11 protein-coding genes are annotated in these 18,293 nt (G+C 56.1%); 7 read left to right on the forward strand and 4 right to left on the reverse strand.

Going from position 1 to position 18,293, the window contains the following annotated elements:
• Positions 1–24 precede the first annotated feature (24 nt).
• Positions 25–4,215 (reverse strand): YhdP family protein, encoded by a 4,191-nt coding sequence (locus tag ACFQPC_RS09310; RefSeq protein WP_382271588.1) that lies wholly within the window; start codon positions 4,213–4,215, stop codon positions 25–27.
• Positions 4,216–4,347: 132 nt separating this feature from the next.
• On the opposite strand from ACFQPC_RS09310, the gene glnE reads away from it, so the two are divergent.
• Entirely contained in the window at positions 4,348–7,068 is a 2,721-nt protein-coding gene (gene glnE, locus ACFQPC_RS09315; RefSeq protein ID WP_382271589.1) for a bifunctional [glutamate--ammonia ligase]-adenylyl-L-tyrosine phosphorylase/[glutamate--ammonia-ligase] adenylyltransferase, read from the forward strand.
• Between the two features lie 270 nt (positions 7,069–7,338).
• Here glnE and gap read toward each other — a convergent pair whose 3' ends face one another.
• Genes gap through tkt form a run of 3 tightly spaced genes read right to left on the reverse strand, consistent with a single transcriptional unit; the run spans position 7,339 to position 10,928 of the window.
• On the reverse strand, positions 7,339–8,349 hold the full coding sequence (gap, locus tag ACFQPC_RS09320; RefSeq protein WP_382271590.1) for a type I glyceraldehyde-3-phosphate dehydrogenase: 1,011 nt from the start codon (positions 8,347–8,349) through the stop codon (positions 7,339–7,341).
• Positions 8,350–8,394: 45 nt separating this feature from the next.
• Positions 8,395–8,937 carry a GNAT family N-acetyltransferase gene (locus tag ACFQPC_RS09325; RefSeq protein WP_012078696.1) on the reverse strand — a complete coding sequence of 181 codons (543 nt, stop codon included), beginning with the start codon at positions 8,935–8,937 and terminating at the stop codon, positions 8,395–8,397.
• Positions 8,934–10,928, reverse strand: coding sequence for a transketolase (gene tkt / locus ACFQPC_RS09330; protein ID WP_382271591.1), 1,995 nt, complete (start codon positions 10,926–10,928; stop codon positions 8,934–8,936). Before tkt ends, ACFQPC_RS09325 begins: the two co-directional genes overlap by 4 nt.
• Before the next feature lie 229 nt (positions 10,929–11,157).
• On the opposite strand from tkt, the gene ACFQPC_RS09335 reads away from it, so the two are divergent.
• The 6 genes from ACFQPC_RS09335 (at position 11,158) to dut (ending at position 18,274) form a co-directional block, all read left to right on the forward strand.
• Positions 11,158–11,883, forward strand: a complete 726-nt coding sequence (locus ACFQPC_RS09335; protein WP_382271592.1) for a 16S rRNA (uracil(1498)-N(3))-methyltransferase — start codon at positions 11,158–11,160, stop codon at positions 11,881–11,883.
• Positions 11,884–12,024: 141 nt separating this feature from the next.
• Entirely contained in the window at positions 12,025–13,002 is a 978-nt protein-coding gene (locus ACFQPC_RS09340) for a bifunctional riboflavin kinase/FAD synthetase (RefSeq protein ID WP_382271593.1), read from the forward strand.
• 58 nt (positions 13,003–13,060) lie between these two features.
• Complete coding sequence (gene ileS / locus ACFQPC_RS09345) at positions 13,061–15,937, forward strand: isoleucine--tRNA ligase (protein WP_382271594.1); 2,877 nt, start codon at positions 13,061–13,063, stop codon at positions 15,935–15,937.
• A gap of 90 nt (positions 15,938–16,027) precedes the next feature.
• A complete protein-coding gene (lspA, locus tag ACFQPC_RS09350) occupies positions 16,028–16,525 on the forward strand; it encodes a signal peptidase II (RefSeq protein WP_382271595.1) in 498 nt (165 codons plus the stop codon).
• A 55-nt stretch (positions 16,526–16,580) separates the two neighbouring features.
• The gene (gene coaBC, locus ACFQPC_RS09355) at positions 16,581–17,774 is read left to right on the forward strand and encodes a bifunctional phosphopantothenoylcysteine decarboxylase/phosphopantothenate--cysteine ligase CoaBC (protein WP_382271596.1); all 1,194 of its coding nucleotides are present in this window, start codon (positions 16,581–16,583) and stop codon (positions 17,772–17,774) included.
• Between the two features lie 50 nt (positions 17,775–17,824).
• Positions 17,825–18,274: a dUTP diphosphatase gene (gene dut / locus ACFQPC_RS09360; RefSeq protein ID WP_382271597.1), complete on the forward strand. Its 450-nt coding sequence runs from the start codon at positions 17,825–17,827 to the stop codon at positions 18,272–18,274.
• The last annotated feature ends 19 nt before the right edge of the window (positions 18,275–18,293 follow it).

The following is an 18,293-nucleotide window of genomic DNA, read 5'->3' on the forward strand; positions in this document are numbered from 1 at the left end:
TTCTGTACGCTCGTTTTCAACACATTAACCGGGCGTTGGTGGTGGCACGGGTGTTGAAGATTGTTCGTTTTTGCGATCTACCTTGGTGACGTTCGGGTCTTTCCACGGCCCGGTAATCATGTATTCAAACGTAAATGCGCGCGCCAACGGTTCACGCAAGAATAATTGTGCCAGGAAGGTACCGGCACCGATGACCGGATTGACCGCCAGCGCATACGCAACCGAGGCAGCCCCGGCATTGATTTCCGGGATCACCACTGCACGCAGGTTTTGTGATTCCTTGTCGATATCAGCCGAGCCGTCTATCAATACCGTGGCGCTGACGCCGCGCATTTTCAGGTTGTTGGTGGAAGCCACACCATTGTTGATATTGGCGCTCCCGGTGATGCCGTCGAACGCAAAGCCGTCAGAAAAGACATCGCGGAAATCCAGGGTCAGGCGACGCGGTATCGATTGCAGGCTCAACACACCCAATAGTTTGGCCGCGCCCGGTTCGACTTTGAGGAACTGGCCGGAGGCCATGTCGAGGTTGATATTGCCGGACAAGCTCGGGTAATCGATGGAGAACGGCAAGCCCTTCCAGCTGATGGTGCCTTCCATTTTTCCTTTGCCACCACGCAGCACATCAGCAAAGCCGAAACGACCGAGCAGGTTGCCCGCGTTATTGATGTTCATGTTGTAGTCGAGGCTGGAACTATTGCCGCCCCGCTTCGCCAGCCAGCTGCCACTGGCCTTCAGGCTTGCATCCGGATTGCTCAGCGACAGATTGCGGATACGCCATTCCCTGCCTTCGGTCGCGCGCACATAGTTCGCAATCAATTCGAGATGACCGAGTTTCTTGCCCATCAATTCAAAGTTGTCGGCAATCACATCCAGTGCCGGCATTTCGGTTGCGGTATCCACGCCGTCGAGCAGGTTCTTGACTTCGGTATTGGCCGTTTTCGGTATCGTCAGCGAGGACAACCTAGCGGTCACTTTACCCAGGCCACGTCCGGATGAAGACTCTATCCACGTTATGTAGCCGGACATTTGCGCCGCATCGACGTTGGCTTGCCACGCGCCTTTGTCATGCGTGGCACCCAGTACAACGTTGTCAAATTTCTTATCGAGCAAATTTAATTCAGTGGCGCGTACCGCGATGCTGGTCGGATCGACATACTGCGACAGATTAATGACGCTTAACGGATCCACGGCTACCTTCTTCTTCGGGTCAGGTGCATCGGTCGCCATCACTTTGAGCCAGTCATCAACATTCAGGCTGCGCAGGCTGAGATTGAGTGCCAGTCCGCTGTTCGGCGTCGGGGCTGGTGTATTCACACCGATGCCGCCGTAGACCACGCGCCATTCAGGATTAGCGACCGAGGTATTTTTTTCGCGTGCGTAATTGGCGACAATCGAAGGCCCCAATGCCACCTTGATGTTGTCGCGCATCATGGTCGCGCTATCGGATTGCAAGCCTATCTGTTCAAACTTAAGTGGCAAGGCATCTTTGGCAGCCTTGTTCAGCGGTGCCGGGAAGTCCAGTCCCAGGCCGCGCAGATTGGAGTCGACCACGATATCCACGCGCTTGCTGCGCACGCCTATACTGACGCCGAAGCGCGTACTGCCATTGATTTTGTCGGTCAGTTTTTGCATCGCAGGCGACGGGTAGTTTTTACGCAAACCCAATGCGGTAAGCGTGCCGTCCGCCTTGATCAGGATGTTGCCATCCTTTTGCGTACCGCCGGACACCGTCAGCGGTCCGCCGAGGAAAGTCGACTTGACGCCATTCAGCGTCAAACCTTTTTCATTGAACTCCAGTTGCCCCGTGGTACCCGACATCATCGGGATCACATTTTGCAACGTCACATTATTGTTATTGAATTTCAGTATGCCCTGCACCTTGGCATCGATCATTTTGTGCAACGGCAATTGCAATTTGAGTCCCAGGGTCGCATTGCCGCTGGCTTTGGTTTCATCGGTGAAATGATCTATCCATTCCGCCACCGGGCTGTCCAGCGTGTACTGCACCAGGGTCTGCAAGGTACCGGCGGCATTGCCGTCGATTTCCAGCACAGGATTATCCGACAGCAAATCGGGAATCACCGCTTTCACATTCGATACATCCGCGCCATTGGTCTTGCCGCTTTCACCCTTGATTTCCATACGGGTGCGGTCGAACAGGATGGTGCCCTTCACTTTTTCCAGTAAAGGCCACATCGGCTTCTTGCCATCCTTGGCAAACAAATCAGGCGCATAGTTCAGGCCGCCATCATCGATCCGGCCACCGAAGGTAAATTCGCCTTTTGGCTTTTCATTCGGTTTGGTGGTGTGGAAGGGAAAATGCGCCAGGTCACCCTTCAACTTGATACGGCCATCGCGCAGGGTACCGGCGATCAAGGCATGCGATAACCAGTTGCGGAAATCCGGATTCATCGCGGTCGGCAGGTAATTGCCTATCTTGTTCAATTCCAGGCCGGAGATATTGCCGCTCACATCGATCGTACCCAGGTCATGTCCGGCCTTCTTGTGCAAAGGCATCAGGTGTGTGCCGGACAAGGAAGCAGTCAAACCCTGCTGTACAAAATTCAGGCCCTTCACGCTGAGCAGGAATTGATCGTTCTTCTGGAAGGCCCATTGCGCATCCATATTGAAGGTATCGAAAGCCACTTCAGGCTCGGAGAAATACGTCGGCAAGGCCAGCTTGAGCTGGTCGGATGCCAGCACGATGTTGCCGCCCTGGCTGTTGGCATCGATGCGTCCGGATAAATTCTCGAAGCCCGGGATCGCCGGGACCGCCGCTTGTGCCGGTGTACTCGCCGTCGCGGCGCGGGCTGAACGGGCCGGCTGCGCGTTCAGCGCCAAATTCGCAAAATCTCCCTTGATTTTGTATGAAGCAATCTCCGGATAAGCACCCGTCCACTGTGCCGAGAAATCCTTCAATAGGCCACGTGGCGCAAAATCGCTGATCATGCGCAACTGCTCTTCCGGCAGCGGCAAACGACCGGCGAAGTTGGCCCAGGCCTGCAAGTCCAGTTGCTTGACCAGGACTTCTGCATGCTCCGGAACGTCTTTTTTTGCCGCCACATAACGCTTGCTCAAGGTCGTGCTCGGCAACACCAGGCCATCGCGTGTCTGCAGCGCAAAATTCATCAGTGAAATCGTATAACCCTGTGCACCGAAGGTCGGCTTGCCATCACGCGGACTCGCATCCAATGGTTCACTGATTGCGATACGGCCATACGCCGACGTCAATTCCAGCGGCACCAGATCCTTGCGTAATTGCGCCGACACATCGGACAAGGCGAGGTCAGCGGTCAGGTCGGCGATGCGCGCATGGTCGAAGCTCAGCCACGCACGTAAAGAACCTTTGGCTTGCTGCAACTCAAACGGGAAGTCGATATAGGTTTTCCATGCCGCCAGCTCGGTATCGCGGACCGCGGTATAAATGGTGCCGGTCCAGCGTGTCGCGTCGGAAATTTTCTTGGAAAAATAAGGATGATCAAAAGCTGCACGCACATCCAGCGGTGCAGCTATGGCAGCAGGTGGGGTCGCCTTCAGTGCGAACTGATGATGCCGGCCTTCATTATGCAAGACCATATTCACATCACTGAGCAACAACTCCGGTGCCTGCCGTGATTTATCCTGCCAGCGCAACCGCCCGTCCTTGATACGGATTTCACGCTGCGACAATATCCAGTTGGCAGCCTTGCCGTCGCCATCCTTTTGCATATCGATCAGCATGCCGGCGACATAGAAGTTGCCATTGGCGTCGCGCTCGACGTCCATATCCGGCTTTTCTATCTGCAGGCTGTGCAGGCGCAGGTCAGCCACCATGACTGACCACCATGACACGGTGGCCGACACTTTCGGCAGGCGCAAGGCGACATCGCCGGCCTTGTCGTAAATCGCTACATTGTCCAGTGACAGGAAAGGACGCAAGCCGTGCCAGGAAGCGTCGATAGAACCGATGGTGACCGGACGCCCGATCGCCTTGGTCGCGACATTTTCCACATCGACACGGTAGTTGGAGATTTGCGGCAAGACGACGTAGCGCAAACCGAGGAACAGCACACAGAATATGAAATAAGCCACCAGCAACAGCTTGCCCAGCCAGCACAGCGCATTAAAGCTGGCCCGGTTTGCATAGCTTACGCATGCCTGGATCGAGCGCCAGCCTGTCTGCAACTGATGGGCATTTGGGCTCGGTTCTGGTGGACGTTGATCTGTAGGCATCAATCAAAAAGGTCGGTGAGTCGACTTCGCGTAGAATAAAACAGCCGGCAGGCCAAAAACTGACATAAGCCGACAACAGCGCGGACTTACACCGCAATCATCAAGAACCCCTAGGATACTCTCTCCCAGCCCGTGACGAACATACCTTTGACCCAAGTTGCTGCATCCCGGTTTTATACCCGATGGATTAACGCGGATGAATCCCGCGCACAAAAGGTAGCCGAAGTCGGCAAATTATCCCTGAACCCCGAGGTTTTCGCTCGGATTTTACAAAACGAAACAGATGGCGGCGCCTCGTTGCCGGCCGCAATGCGGCGTTTGCGCAATCTGGTGATCGCCACCCTGATCCGGCGCGACCTCAGCGGGCAGGCCGACCTGGCCGAAGTGGTCGACACCATGACCGCCTTCGGCGACTTCGCGGTACAGCGGCACCTGGCTGCCGTCATGGCCGATATGGTGGCTATCCACGGCACGCCGGTCGGTGCCGAATCGGGCGAAACCCAGGAAATGATCGTGCTTGGCATGGGCAAGCTGGGCGGCGGCGAATTGAACGTTTCTTCAGATATCGACCTGATTTTTGTCTATCCGGAAGATGGCGAAACCGTCACCACCACGCCGGAACAGCGCCAGCTGTCCAACCATGAGTTCTTTACACGGCTCGGCAAGAAGCTGATCGCCGCGCTGTCCGAGATCACCGAAGACGGTTTTACCTTCCGCGTCGACATGGCTTTACGGCCTAACGGCGTGTCCGGCCCACTGGCCGCCAGTTTTGGTATGGTCGAGGAATACCTGATCGTGCAAGGCCGCGAATGGGAGCGTTATGCCTGGGTCAAGGCACGCGCACTGACCGGCAAACCGGCCGATATCGCAGCGCTGGAACAAATCATCCGTCCCTTCGTCTATCGCCGTTACCTGGATTACGGCTCGATTGATGCAATCCGCAATATGCATGCGCAAATCCGTGCCGAAGTCACACGGCAGGAAGCGCGCCACCCGGATCGTAGCAATAACGTCAAACTGGGTCGCGGCGGCATCCGCGAAATCGAATTCCTGGCGCAGGTATTCCAGTTGATACGCGGCGGCCGCGATGCCGCGTTGCGGGACCGCTCAACCCGCCGCACGCTGCGCATCCTCGCTGAAAAGCAGTTATTCAAACCCGAAGTGGTCGAGCAATTGCTGCATGCCTATACCTTCCTGCGCAACCTGGAACACCGGCTGCAATACCTGGACGATGCGCAAACCCACACGCTGCCGGCGAATGAAGCCGATCGCCTGATCGTCGCGCAAATGATGGGATACAACGATGTCGCCTCGCTGCTGGCGGCGCTGGAAGAACAACGCAAGCTGGTTGCAACCCAATTCGATGAAATCTTCAGCGACAAGGCCAGCGACACTGCCACCGATGAAAACGTCGATGCAGAGCTGAGCGCAGTCCTGAGCGATAGCGACAATGCGGAAGCAATAGAAACCTATCTGACCACCCTGTCCTTCGACCATGCGGCCGACGCCGCGCAGCGCTTGCTGTCGACCTGGCACTCGCCACGCCTTCAATCACTGCCGGAAGCCAGCCGCAACAAGTTGGTGGCACTCGTTAATGCATCATTGCCTATCATCGCCAAAGTCACCGAAACCCGTTCGCTGGCTTTGAATCGCCTGTTGAATTTCTTCGAGGCAATTGCGCGACGTGCTGCTTATCTGGCACTGCTGACCGAATATCCGCATGCACTGGAACGGGTGATCCGCATGATCGCTGCCAGCGATTGGGCCGCGCAATACCTGACGCGCCACCCTATCCTGCTCGACGAATTGCTGGACGACCGCACGCTAAAAGCGGCACCGGACTGGAATGCCTTTGCGCGAGACTGCCGCCAGCGACTCAATGAAACACCCGGCGATACCGAACGGCAAATGGACGTGCTGCGCGAAATGCACCACGCGCAACTGATACGCCTGCTGGCACAGGATCTGGTCGGCGACCTCAGCGTCGAACGCCTGGCCGATCATCTATCCGAACTGGCAGATAAGCTGGTGGCCGAAACCATCCATGCGATCTGGAAAACGCTACCGACCCGCCATCGCGAAGAACCCAAGTTCTCGGTGATTGCCTACGGCAAGCTGGGTGGCAAGGAACTAGGCTATGCGTCCGACCTCGACGTCATCTTCCTCTATGACGACGACGACCAGGAAGCGCCGGGCTTGTACGCCAAACTGGCACAACGCTTCATCACCTGGATGACTGCGCACACACCGGCCGGCATCCTGTTCGATGTCGACATTGCGTTGCGACCTGACGGTGCCAGTGGTTTGCTGGTGTCGACTGTTTCTTCTTTTGAGAAATACCAGACCACCTCGGCCTGGCCCTGGGAACACCAGGCCCTGACGCGCGCCCGTTTCTGTGCCGGTGATGCCGACATCGGTGCCCGCTTCGAAGCAATACGCGTCAAGGTATTGCGCCAGACGCGAGACCCGGTGAAGTTGAAGGGTGATGTGCTGGATATGCGCAAGAAACTGCATGATGCGCATCCGAACCGTACAGATCTGTTCGACCTCAAGCACGACAACGGCGGCATGATCGATATCGAATTCATCGTGCAATTCCTGGTCTTGCGCGATTCGGCACAGCATGCGCAGTTGACGGGTGATATCGGCAATATTGCCTTGCTGAAGTTATGCGGTGAGCTGGGGCTGATTGACCAGACCTTGTCAGGCAAGGTGGCGGATGCTTACCGTACCTTCCGCAAGATGCAGCATCAGATACGATTGCAAGGGGCTGAGCGAGCCCGGGTTGAGACTGAGCGGGTTGCCGAGGAAATTGCGAACGTAGAAGCTTTGTGGAGTGCAGTATTCAGCTAATACTCCCACTCATGTCAGCGCATGCCCACTTTTGAGCATGAAATGAAATCACTTATCTATCAATGACATAAGTGACTTGCCCTAAGGTTATCCACAAGCCTGTGCACAAAAAACGGGGATAACTTTGGGACTTATACACATCGCACCGCGCCACATCCGGCAACGCACTTCGCCGCGAAGAAGGAACCGAATCCGCCCGGCTAGAACGAAAGCAGCCCACCAATAAAAAACGCCCCGAATCCCGGGGCGTTTTACTTATGCATAGCTGAATTACTTGGCAGTCATCAAAGCAACCGTAGTATCCAGCATACGGTTCGAGAAACCCCATTCGTTGTCATACCACGACGACACTTTCACCAAACGGCCCGACACTTTGGTCAGGGTCGCATCGAAGTTGCTCGAAGCAGGATTGTGGTTAAAGTCGACCGATACCAGCGGCTCGGTTTGGTAAGTCAGGATGCCTTTCAACGAACCTTCCGACGCTTCCTTCATGACCGCGTTGACTTCTTCAACCGTCGTGTCGCGTGCAGCGATGAAAGACAGGTCAACCAGCGAAACATTGATGGTCGGAACGCGGATTGCGAAACCATCCAGCTTGCCGTTCAGCTCCGGCAAGACCAGGCCAACCGCTGCGGCTGCGCCGGTTTTGGTCGGGATCATCGACTGGGTTGCCGAACGGGCGCGACGCAAGTCTTCATGCATCACATCGGTCAGAACTTGATCGTTGGTGTAAGAGTGAACAGTTGTCATCAAGCCGTTAACCACACCGATCTTGTCGTTCAAAGGCTTGACCAATGGAGCCAGGCAGTTGGTGGTACACGATGCGTTCGAAATCACGGTGTCGGTGGATTTCAAGACATTGTTGTTGACGCCGAACACTATGGTTGCGTCCACGTCGTTGCCGCCTGGTGCCGAGATAATGACTTTCTTGGCGCCGCCCTTCAGGTGGGCCGAAGCTTTTTCCTTGGTGGTGAAGAAGCCGGTGCATTCCAGCACGACGTCTACGTTCAATTCACCCCAGCCGATGTCAGCCGGATTGCGTTGTGCGAATACGCGGATCTTGTCGCCATTGACTACCATGTAATCGCCGTCAACTTCAACGGTGCCTGGGAATTTGCCATGCGCGGTGTCATAACGGGTCAGATGGGCATTCGATTTAACATCGCCGAGATCATTGATCGCAACGATTTGAATGTCATTCTTTTTGCCGCCTTCGTAATGTGCACGAAGGATGTTGCGGCCGATACGGCCGTAGCCATTAATTGCAACGCGGATGGTCATCTTTTTCTCCAGAAAAATTCAACAGCAAACAAAAATATTCAGTCCTTATTCAGCACAAGCCTGCCGCAGTGCAGGCAGGTCGCGCCAGCCGTAACCGGCTTCCATCAAATCCAGGCCGTCCCATGTGAACGGCTGTTCAATCAGCAACTCTGCACCCAGCTGTTCGTAAAACTGGCGTGCACCCTGGTTGCCTGCAATGACCCACACCAACAAACTGTGCGCGCCCTGCTTTTGCAATGCTTCTGCCACCAAGGCCAGCAAACGGCGACCAACGCCGCCACGCTGGGCAATCGGTTTGAGATAAATCGCCGTCAATTCGGCATTCATCTCATGCTTCTCCGGCATCAGGTACATGCCGGCGGCAAAGCCGACCAGTTCAGTCCCTGCTTCCGCCACGAAAATCGAAATCGTCGGCAAATCCGCCAGCAATACCTGCGACCACATCGCAGCACTTTCTTCCGCACGCATGCTATCCAGATAGGCATCCGGCATCACGCCACGATAAGTCGTGCGCCAGCTGTCTACGCGCAAGGCCGCTATGGCCTCGGCATCGTTAGCCGTCGCGCGGCGGAAAGTGATCTCGGTCACGCCAGTGTCTTCTTGACGGCAGCGATGACGTTTTCGACCGTGAAGCCGAAGTGCTTGAACAGCACGCCGGCCGGAGCCGATTCGCCAAAGGTGTCGATACCGATGACGCCGCCTTCGAGGCCGACATATTTGTACCAGAAGCTGGTGACGCCGGCTTCGATTGCCACGCGTGGCACGCCTTTGGTCAGGACGCTGGCTTTATAAGCTGCATCCTGACGGTCGAAGACGTCAGTCGAAGGCATCGAAACAATGCGTACTGCCACGCCGTGCTTGGCCAATTCATCCGCCGATTTGCTTGCCAGTTCGATTTCGGAACCGGTCGCGATCAGGATCGCCTTGGCATTCGGTGCGTCACGCAAGACATAGCCACCACGTTTGATGTTGGCGATTTGTTCTGCTGTACGTTCCTGGAACGGAAGGTTCTGGCGCGAGAAAATCAGTGTGCTTGGACCGTCTTTGCGTTTGACCGCTTGCTCCCATGCCACTGCCGACTCAACGGTATCGCATGGACGCCAGTTATCGAGGTTAGGAATCAGGCGCAGGCTGGACACGTGTTCAACCGATTGATGGGTCGGGCCGTCTTCACCGAGGCCGATCGAATCGTGCGTGAATACAAAGATGGAACGCAGCTTCATCAGTGCGGCCATGCGCAATGCATTACGGCTGTAATCTGAGAAGGTCAGGAAGGTCGCGCCGAACGGGATGTAACCGCCATGCAGGGCGATACCGTTCATGATTGCGCTCATACCGAATTCACGCACACCGTAGTTGATGTGGTTACCGGCCTGGTCAGCGCGGACTGCAACGCATTCTTTCCAGTTGGTCAGGTTGGAACCGGTGAGGTCAGCCGAACCGCCGAGGAATTCCGGCAATACCGGTGCCAGCGCCTGGATCGCGTTTTGGCTCGCTTTGCGGGTGGCGATGGTTTCTTTTTTCTCTACGCATGCAGCGATGTAAGCGTCGACCGCCTTGTTCAGGTCGCCCGGCAATTCGCCGGCCATGCGGCGTGCCAGTTCGGCGGCTTCTTTCGGGAATTTTTCGCTATACGATTTCAGCAAGCCATCCCAGTTGGATTCCAGTACCTGGCCTTTTTCCTTCGCATCCCATGCTGCATACACGTCTGCAGGCACGTCGAATGGCGCATAGGTCCAGCCCATCGCTTCGCGGGTTGCGGCGATTTCCTTGTCACCCAGCGCTGCGCCGTGCACATTGTGCGTGCCTTCCATGTTCGGCGAACCTTTACCGATGACGGTACGGCAGCAGATCAGCGTTGGCTTGTCGGAGGCTTTGGCTTGCTTGATCGCTGCGTCAACTGCATTGACGTCATGGCCGTCCACTGCGCGGATGACATTCCAGCCGTAGGATTCAAAACGTTTAGGCGTATCGTCGGTGAACCAGCCTTCAACGTGGCCGTCGATCGAGATGCCGTTATCGTCGTACAAAGCGATCAGCTTGGACAGGCGCAAGGTGCCGGCCAGCGAGCATGCTTCATGCGAAATGCCTTCCATCAGGCAACCATCGCCGAGGAACACATAGGTGTGGTGGTTAACTACTTCAAAGCCCGGGCGATTGAATTCAGCCGCGAGCAGTTTTTCTGCCAATGCCATACCGACGGCATTGGTGATGCCCTGGCCCAGCGGACCGGTAGTGGTTTCAATACCTGGCGTGATATCAACTTCAGGGTGACCCGGGGTTTTCGAGTGCAATTGACGGAAGTTGCGGATTTCATCCATCGACAGGTCGTAACCGGTCAGGTGCAACAAGGCGTAATGCAACATCGAACCATGACCGTTCGACAACACAAAGCGATCGCGGTTGACCCATTTAGGGTTGGCCGGATTGTGCGAATAATGATTGGCCCACAAAGCGACGGCAATATCTGCCATCCCCATAGGCATACCGGGGTGACCGGAATTGGCCTTTTGTACTGCATCCATTGCCAGCGCACGGATTGCGTTGGCCATTTTGGTAGTCGGGAGCGTGGAAGTCATGTGATTTGTGTAGATGGCGAGTCGAATGGAATAGAATCAAATCCGGAACAAAATACTGGTGCACAAGCAAATAAAAAACTCTTTGCTGCGAAGCCGCATATTTTACCAGAGTGGCGCGCCCAGACTAAAATCGAATTCCGGCCTTTGGCCGAAGTTTCACCTAAATTAAACATTGCGATGCCCTATTTTGTCGCAAAACCATGTCGAAAAGACAAGCAACGGATCACAGATGCCTCGTTTTTATTGCCCGCAGCCGCTCACCATCGGCGCGGTAGTCACCCTGCCAGACCATGTCGCCCACCATATCCAGGTGGTGCGCCTGGGCAGCGGTGACCATATCACGCTGTTTAATGGCGAAGGCGGCGAATACACCGCCACCATTACCACTATAGAAAAGAAACGGGTGACAGCTGAAATCAAACTGTTTACCCCGCGCGAAGTCGAATTGCCGTACGCGGTGACCGTGGCGCAGGCGCTGCCCGAAGCATCCAAAATGGACTGGATCATCGAAAAAGCCGTCGAACTTGGCGTCCATGCCATTCAGCCGTTGGCCGCACAGCGTTGCGTGGTAAGGCTATCCGCCGAGCGCACAGCCAAAAAGATGCAGCATTGGCAAGGGGTGATCGTCGCCGCATCCGAACAAAGCGGGCGCAATCGCCTGACGGCGCTGGCCGAGCCGGTCGATTTCAACCAGTGGGTGCAGCAAAAGGATTTACATAAACGCATCCTGCTCAGTCCGCGCGCCGAACAATCCCTGTCTGACTGGGCGCGCCATCATCCACCGCAATCGGTCGCCCTGATGATAGGACCGGAAGGCGGCTTTACCGACAAGGAAGAAGACCTCGCGCTGGCGCAAGGCGCGTTGATGCTGTCCATGGGCCCACGTGTGCTGCGCACCGAGACCGCCGGATTGTCGGCGCTGGCGGCCCTGAATGCGGTCTGGGGCGAGATGTAGCAAGCGCCTCGGCGCACGTCCTTATGCGGAAAATCAGCTTTCCGCGCAGCGGTTTGCCCCATTCAACGATCTTAGTCGCAGGGAAACCCGACGAAAGCATTTATAATTCAAGGTTTTGCGACAGTTTCACTCACTCATTACATGAAGGTATTTCGCGGACTTCCCAATGCTGCTTCCCGTGCGCCCTGCGCGCTGGCAATCGGCAATTTCGACGGTGTGCATCGCGGCCATCAGGCCCTGCTGGCACGCTTGCGCGAAGTCGCGTCGAAAATGGGGCTGGAATCAGCCGTGATGACGTTCGAACCGCACCCGCGTGAATTCTTTGCCGCGCGTGCCGGTGATCCATCCAAGGCGCCGACGCGTATCGCCTCCCTGCGCGACAAATTACAGTCGTTGGCAAAAGCCGGCGTCGATCGCGTCATCGTCGAACATTTCAATGCGCACTTCGCTTCCCTGTCACCACAGGAATTCGTAGAAAAAATCCTGGTGCAGGGCTTGCACGTCAAATGGCTGATCGTCGGTGATGACTTTTGCTACGGTGCCAAACGCGCCGGTAATGTTGCAACGCTGATCGAAGCAGGCAAGCAATACGGCTTCCATGTCGAATCGCAGCCTACCGTGACCAGCAGCGGCACCCGCATTTCTTCATCGGCGGTGCGTGAAGCCTTGCTGCATGGCGATTTTGCCCGTGCAGAAGAATTGCTCGGCCATCCGTATGCGATGTCCGGCCATGTCATCCACGGCAAGAAGCTGGGTCGCACCATAGGCTTCCCGACGCTGAATGTACGCGTCGCGCACAAACATCCTGCGCTGTCCGGTATATATATAGTGCAAGTGCATGGTCTCGACGACCATCCATTGCCCGGCGTCGCCAGCATAGGCGTGCGCCCGACTGTGGACGATAGCGGCCGCGTATTACTGGAAACGCATTTGTTCGACTACTCGCACCTATGCTATGGCCGCCTGATCCGCGTGGAATTCCTGAAGAAACTGCGCGACGAAGAAAAGTACACAGACTTGCCGACGCTGACCGCCGCGATTAACCGCGATGCGGTGGAAGCACGTGCCTATTTCAAGCAACTGACCGACGCGGCTACTTCCGCGACTGACCGAATTTGACGATGGCCCGCTGAAGTATCACGACCGTTGTTTCACCGACCACCTTCGAAAAAATATTATGTCTGACAATCAAAACAAACCTGGCAAGCCGGCAGCAAAACCGCAAAGTAAATACCCGGTCAATATGACCGATACCCCATTCCCTATGCGCGGTGATCTCGCCAAACGCGAGCCACAATGGGTCAAGCAATGGCAAGAGCAAAAGGTCTACGAAAAAATCCGCAAGGCTTCCAAAGGCCGCCCGAAGTTCATCCTGCATGACGGCCCACCGTATGCGAATGGCGACATCCACCTCGGACACTCAGTCAACAAAATCCTGAAAGACATGATCGTCAAGACGCGCCAGTTCGCAGGCTTTGACGCACCGTATGTACCGGGCTGGGATTGCCACGGCATGCCGATCGAAATCCAGATCGAAAAACAATTCGGCAAGAACTTGCCAACCGCAGAAGTTTTGTCCAAGGCACGTGCTTACGCGAATGAACAAGTCGAACGCCAAAAGAAAGACTTCATCCGCCTCGGCGTCCTCGGTCAATGGGACAAGCCATACAAAACCATGGACTTCGGCAATGAAGCCGATGAGTTGCGCGCGCTCGGCAGCCTGATGGAAAAAGGTTACGTCTATCGTGGCCTGAAACCAGTCAACTGGTGTTTCGATTGCGGCTCGGCACTGGCTGAAGCGGAAGTTGAATACCAGGACAAGCGCGACCCGGCAATCGACGTCGGCTTCCCGTTTGCCGAACCGGAAAAAGTAGCGAAAGCATTTGGCCTGGCGAAGCTGCCAACCGACAAAGGTTACGCCATCATCTGGACCACCACCCCGTGGACCATTCCGGCCAACCAGGCGCTCAACGTCCATCCTGAATTCACTTACGCTTTGGTGCAAACCGAACGCAATGGTATAACCATCCTCATCATCCTCGCGGCCGATCTGGTCGAAGCCACGCTGCAACGTTACGGCCTGACAGGTACCGTCATCGCGACTTGCGTCGGTGAAGCGCTGGCCATGATCAAGTTCAAGCATCCGTTTGCAGATGTTGATCCGGGCTACAACCGTTTGTCGCCTATCTACCCGGGCACCTATGTCACCGCTGACAGCGGTACCGGCATCGTGCACTCGGCACCAGCCTACGGTATCGAAGATTTTATTTCCTGCAAATCGCACGGCATGCGCGACGATGAAATCATCGCGCCGGTCATGGGCGACGGCAAATACGCATCATGGTTGCCTTTGTTCGGCGGCCTGACCATCTGGGAAGCATCGAAACCGATCTGCGCCAAGCTGGATGAAGTCGGCTCGCTGTTCAAGCTGGTGATGTTCGACCATAGCTATATGCATTGCTGGCGTCATAAGACACCTATCATCTACCGTGCCACTTCGCAGTGGTTTGCCGGGATGGATGTGATGCCGAAGAACCAGGGCGCAACCCTGCGTGAAACCGCATTGCAGGCCATTGAAGAAACCGAATTCTTCCCGAGCTGGGGCAAAGCGCGCCTGCACGGCATGATCGCGAATCGTCCGGACTGGACATTGTCGCGCCAACGCCAGTGGGGCGTGCCTATGGCTTTCTTTGTTCACAAGGAAAGCGGTGACCTGCATCCACGCACACCTGAGTTGCTGGAACAGATCGCACAACGCGTGGAAAAAGAAGGCATAGAAGCATGGCTGACACTGGACCCGAAAGAGTTGCTCGGTGCCGATGCAGATATGTACCTGAAGAACAAGGACACGCTGGACGTCTGGTTCGATTCCGGTTGTACCCATCAAACCGTCTTGCGCGGTTCGCACAAGGAAGAGCTGGCCTTCCCGGCTGATCTCTACCTCGAAGGCTCGGACCAGCATCGCGGCTGGTTCCATTCGTCGCTGCTGACGTCGTCGATGATGAACGGTCGTGCACCTTACAAGGCATTGCTGACGCACGGCTTCACGGTCGATGGCGAAGGCAAGAAAATGTCGAAGTCGCTCGGCAACACCCTGGCACCGCAAAAGATTTCAGACACACTGGGTGCGGACATCCTGCGCCTGTGGATCGCATCCACCGATTACTCCGGTGAATTGTCGATCTCGGATGAAATCCTCAAGCGTGTGACCGAAAGCTATCGTCGTATCCGCAATACCGTGCGCTTCCTGTTGTCGAATACTTCTGACTTCGATGCAGCGAAAGACCTGGTACCGGTCGCCGACATGCTGGAAATCGATCGCTATGCGATTGCGCAAATGAACGCGCTGCAAGCTGAAATCCAGGCGCATTACCAGGTCTATGAATTCCACCCGGTGGTGTCGAAACTGCAGATGTACTGCTCGGAAGACCTCGGCGGCTTCTACCTCGACATCCTGAAAGATCGCCTCTACACCAGCGGCGTGACTTCACATGCACGTCGTTCGGCGCAAAGCGCGATCTGGCACCTGACGCACTCCCTGCTGCGCCTGATGGCACCGATGCTATCCTTCACCGCAGAAGAAGCGTGGGCGGTATTTGCCAGCCCGGAAATGAATGCCGACGGCACCATCTTCACGCACACTTTCTATCAATTGCCGGAAGTGGCGGACGGTGCAGCTTTGCTGGGCAAGTACGCGCTGCTGCGCGAAGTGCGTAATGACGTTACCAAGCAACTGGAAGAAGTACGCGTCGCCGGCGGTATCGGTTCTTCGCTGCAGGCGGAAGTCGCATTGCAAGCGAGCGGCGACAAGTTCGATGCACTGGCCAGCCTTGAGGATGATCTGAAATTTGTCCTCATCACTTCGCAAGCCAGCGTCAGCAAGGTCGCCAAGGCCGAAGAAGAAAGCGTAGCGGTCACACCATCGGCGGCACAGAAGTGCGAGCGCTGCTGGCACTACCGCGCCGATGTCGGTTCGCATGCGGAACATGAAGGCTTGTGCGGCCGTTGCGTCGCCAATTTGTTTGGCAAGGGCGAAGCACGCCGTTTTGCATAAGACTGCCGCAAACGGCATCATTGATTTGCGCACACCTCGCTCCGGCCACGGCCGGAGCGATTTTTACGACACTTACCGGCAAAGATAGCGATGGCTTCCAATAAACGTTACTTCTCCTCTTCCAGCAGCATGGTTCCCTGGCTAGGCATCGCCGCCATCCTGGTCCTGCTCGATCAAATCACCAAAATTACGATTACCCGCCTCTTCGTCTATGGCGAATCGCATGCGGTCACTTCCTTCTTCAACCTGGTCCTGGTCTATAACAAGGGCGCAGCGTTCAGCTTCCTCGCGTCCGAGACCGGCTGGCAACGTTACTTCTTTACAATAATGGGGATAGGCGCTGCCATCTTCATCATTTACCTGCTGAAAAAGCATGCCGGACAACGCCTGTTTTGCTGGGCGCTGGCCCTGATCCTCGGCGGCGCCATCGGCAATGTGATCGACCGCGTGCTGTACGGCCATGTCATCGATTTCCTCGATGTCCATATCGGCGGCTGGCACTGGCCTGCCTTCAACATCGCCGACAGCGCGATTTGCATAGGCGCAGTATTGTTTATCTATGACGAACTGCGGCGCGTCGGAAAATGAGCCTGCGGCGCGCAAGCTGATACACTAGCCCGCACATCTTTCAGGAGCGTCCTTCATGGATCTTGCTGGTAAAAAAATCGTACTGGGATTAACCGGCGGCGTCGCCTGCTACAAAGCGGCTGAATTGACACGCGCCCTCGGCAAGGCCGGCGCGCAAGTGCAGGTTGTCATGACGAATGCCGCCACCCACTTCATTACACCGGTCACGATGCAGGCGCTGTCCGGCCATCCGGTCGTGACCGATCAATGGGATGCGCGCGTAGCCAACAATATGCCGCACATCGACCTCACGCGTGACGCGGATGCGATCGTGATCGCGCCCTGCTCCGCCGATTTCATCTTCAAGCTCGCGCATGGTGCATGCGACGACCTGCTCTCCACTTTATGCGTGGCCCGTCCCGACACCCTGCCTTTGCTGGTAGCACCGGCCATGAATGTAGAGATGTGGCAAAACCCGGCGACCCGGCGCAATGTGGCGCAACTGAAAGCGGATCGTATTGCGGTGCTCGGCCCTGACGCCGGTGAACAAGCCTGTGGCGAAACCGGTATGGGCCGCATGCTGGAACCCGAACAATTGCTGGAAGAAATCATTGCATCCTTCCAGCCCAAGCTGCTGGTCGGCAAAAGCGTGATGGTGACCGCCGGACCGACCTTTGAACCGATAGACCCGGTACGCGGCATCACCAATCTCTCGTCCGGCAAGATGGGCTATGCGATTGCCCGTGCCGCGCGTGAAGCCGGTGCCGACGTCACACTGGTATCCGGCCCGACCGCACTCGATGCACCGTATGGCGTACAACGCATCAATGTACAGACCGCAGAACAAATGCACGACGTCGTGATGTCGCGCATCAGCGCACAACACATCTTCATCGCAGTAGCTGCCGTCGCCGACTGGCGCGTCGCCAATGTCAGCGCACAGAAACTGAAAAAAAATGCAGCCGGTGATGCACCGTCGCTGGCCTTCGAACAAAACACCGACATCCTGGCCGCTGTTGCCGCATTGAAAAATGCACCGTATTGCGTCGGCTTTGCCGCCGAGTCGGAAAACCTGCTTGAATACGGCGAAGCCAAGCGCAAGAAAAAGAATATCCCGCTGCTGGTCGGCAATATCGGCCACCAGACTTTCGGCCAGGACCAGAACGAACTCGTGCTGTTCGACGACAAGGGCCATACCGCCTTGCCACTCGCAGACAAACAAAAACTGGCGCGTCAGCTGGTGCGTGAAATCGCACAGCGCCTGTCCTGATTCCGCCTCTCCAGATCCAACTATCTACCTATATCCCCATCATCCAGCCCATGAAGACTATCGAAGTAAAAATCCTTGATCCCCGCATGCAAGACCAACTGCCAGCCTATGCCACCGCAGGCAGTGCCGGCCTGGATTTACGGGCCTGCCTAGATGCACCTATCGTCATCAAACCGGGCGAAACCCATCTGGTACCGACCGGCCTGGCAATCCACCTGGCTGATCCGGCTTATGCGGCGATGATCCTGCCACGCAGTGGCATGGGCCACAAACATGGCATCGTTTTGGGGAACTTGGTCGGCCTGATCGACTCCGATTACCAGGGCCAATTGATGGTGTCGACATGGAATCGTGGTCAGACAGAATTTACCCTCAATCCGATGGAGCGCCTGGCGCAATTGGTCATCGTTCCGGTCCTGCAAGTCGGCTTCAATGTAGTTGAAGAATTTGATACAAGCGAACGCGGTATTGGCGGCTTCGGCAGCACCGGGAAACACTGAATTTCTAGGAGAATTTTTT

The organism is Herminiimonas glaciei, assembly GCF_042664955.1.
GTDB classification, from domain to species: Bacteria; Pseudomonadota; Gammaproteobacteria; order Burkholderiales; family Burkholderiaceae_D; genus Oxalicibacterium; species Oxalicibacterium glaciei.

Coding starts and splice junctions, on each gene's coding strand:
- dut (WP_382271597.1), top strand. CDS start 17,825: ATGAAGACTATCGAAGTAAAAATCCTTGATCCCCGCATGCAAGACCAA.
- coaBC (WP_382271596.1), top strand. CDS start 16,581: ATGGATCTTGCTGGTAAAAAAATCGTACTGGGATTAACCGGCGGCGTC.
- ACFQPC_RS09310 (WP_382271588.1), bottom strand. CDS start 4,215: ATGCCTACAGATCAACGTCCACCAGAACCGAGCCCAAATGCCCATCAG.
- gap (WP_382271590.1), bottom strand. CDS start 8,349: ATGACCATCCGCGTTGCAATTAATGGCTACGGCCGTATCGGCCGCAAC.
- ileS (WP_382271594.1), top strand. CDS start 13,061: ATGTCTGACAATCAAAACAAACCTGGCAAGCCGGCAGCAAAACCGCAA.
- ACFQPC_RS09340 (WP_382271593.1), top strand. CDS start 12,025: ATGAAGGTATTTCGCGGACTTCCCAATGCTGCTTCCCGTGCGCCCTGC.
- tkt (WP_382271591.1), bottom strand. CDS start 10,928: ATGACTTCCACGCTCCCGACTACCAAAATGGCCAACGCAATCCGTGCG.
- lspA (WP_382271595.1), top strand. CDS start 16,028: ATGGCTTCCAATAAACGTTACTTCTCCTCTTCCAGCAGCATGGTTCCC.
- ACFQPC_RS09335 (WP_382271592.1), top strand. CDS start 11,158: ATGCCTCGTTTTTATTGCCCGCAGCCGCTCACCATCGGCGCGGTAGTC.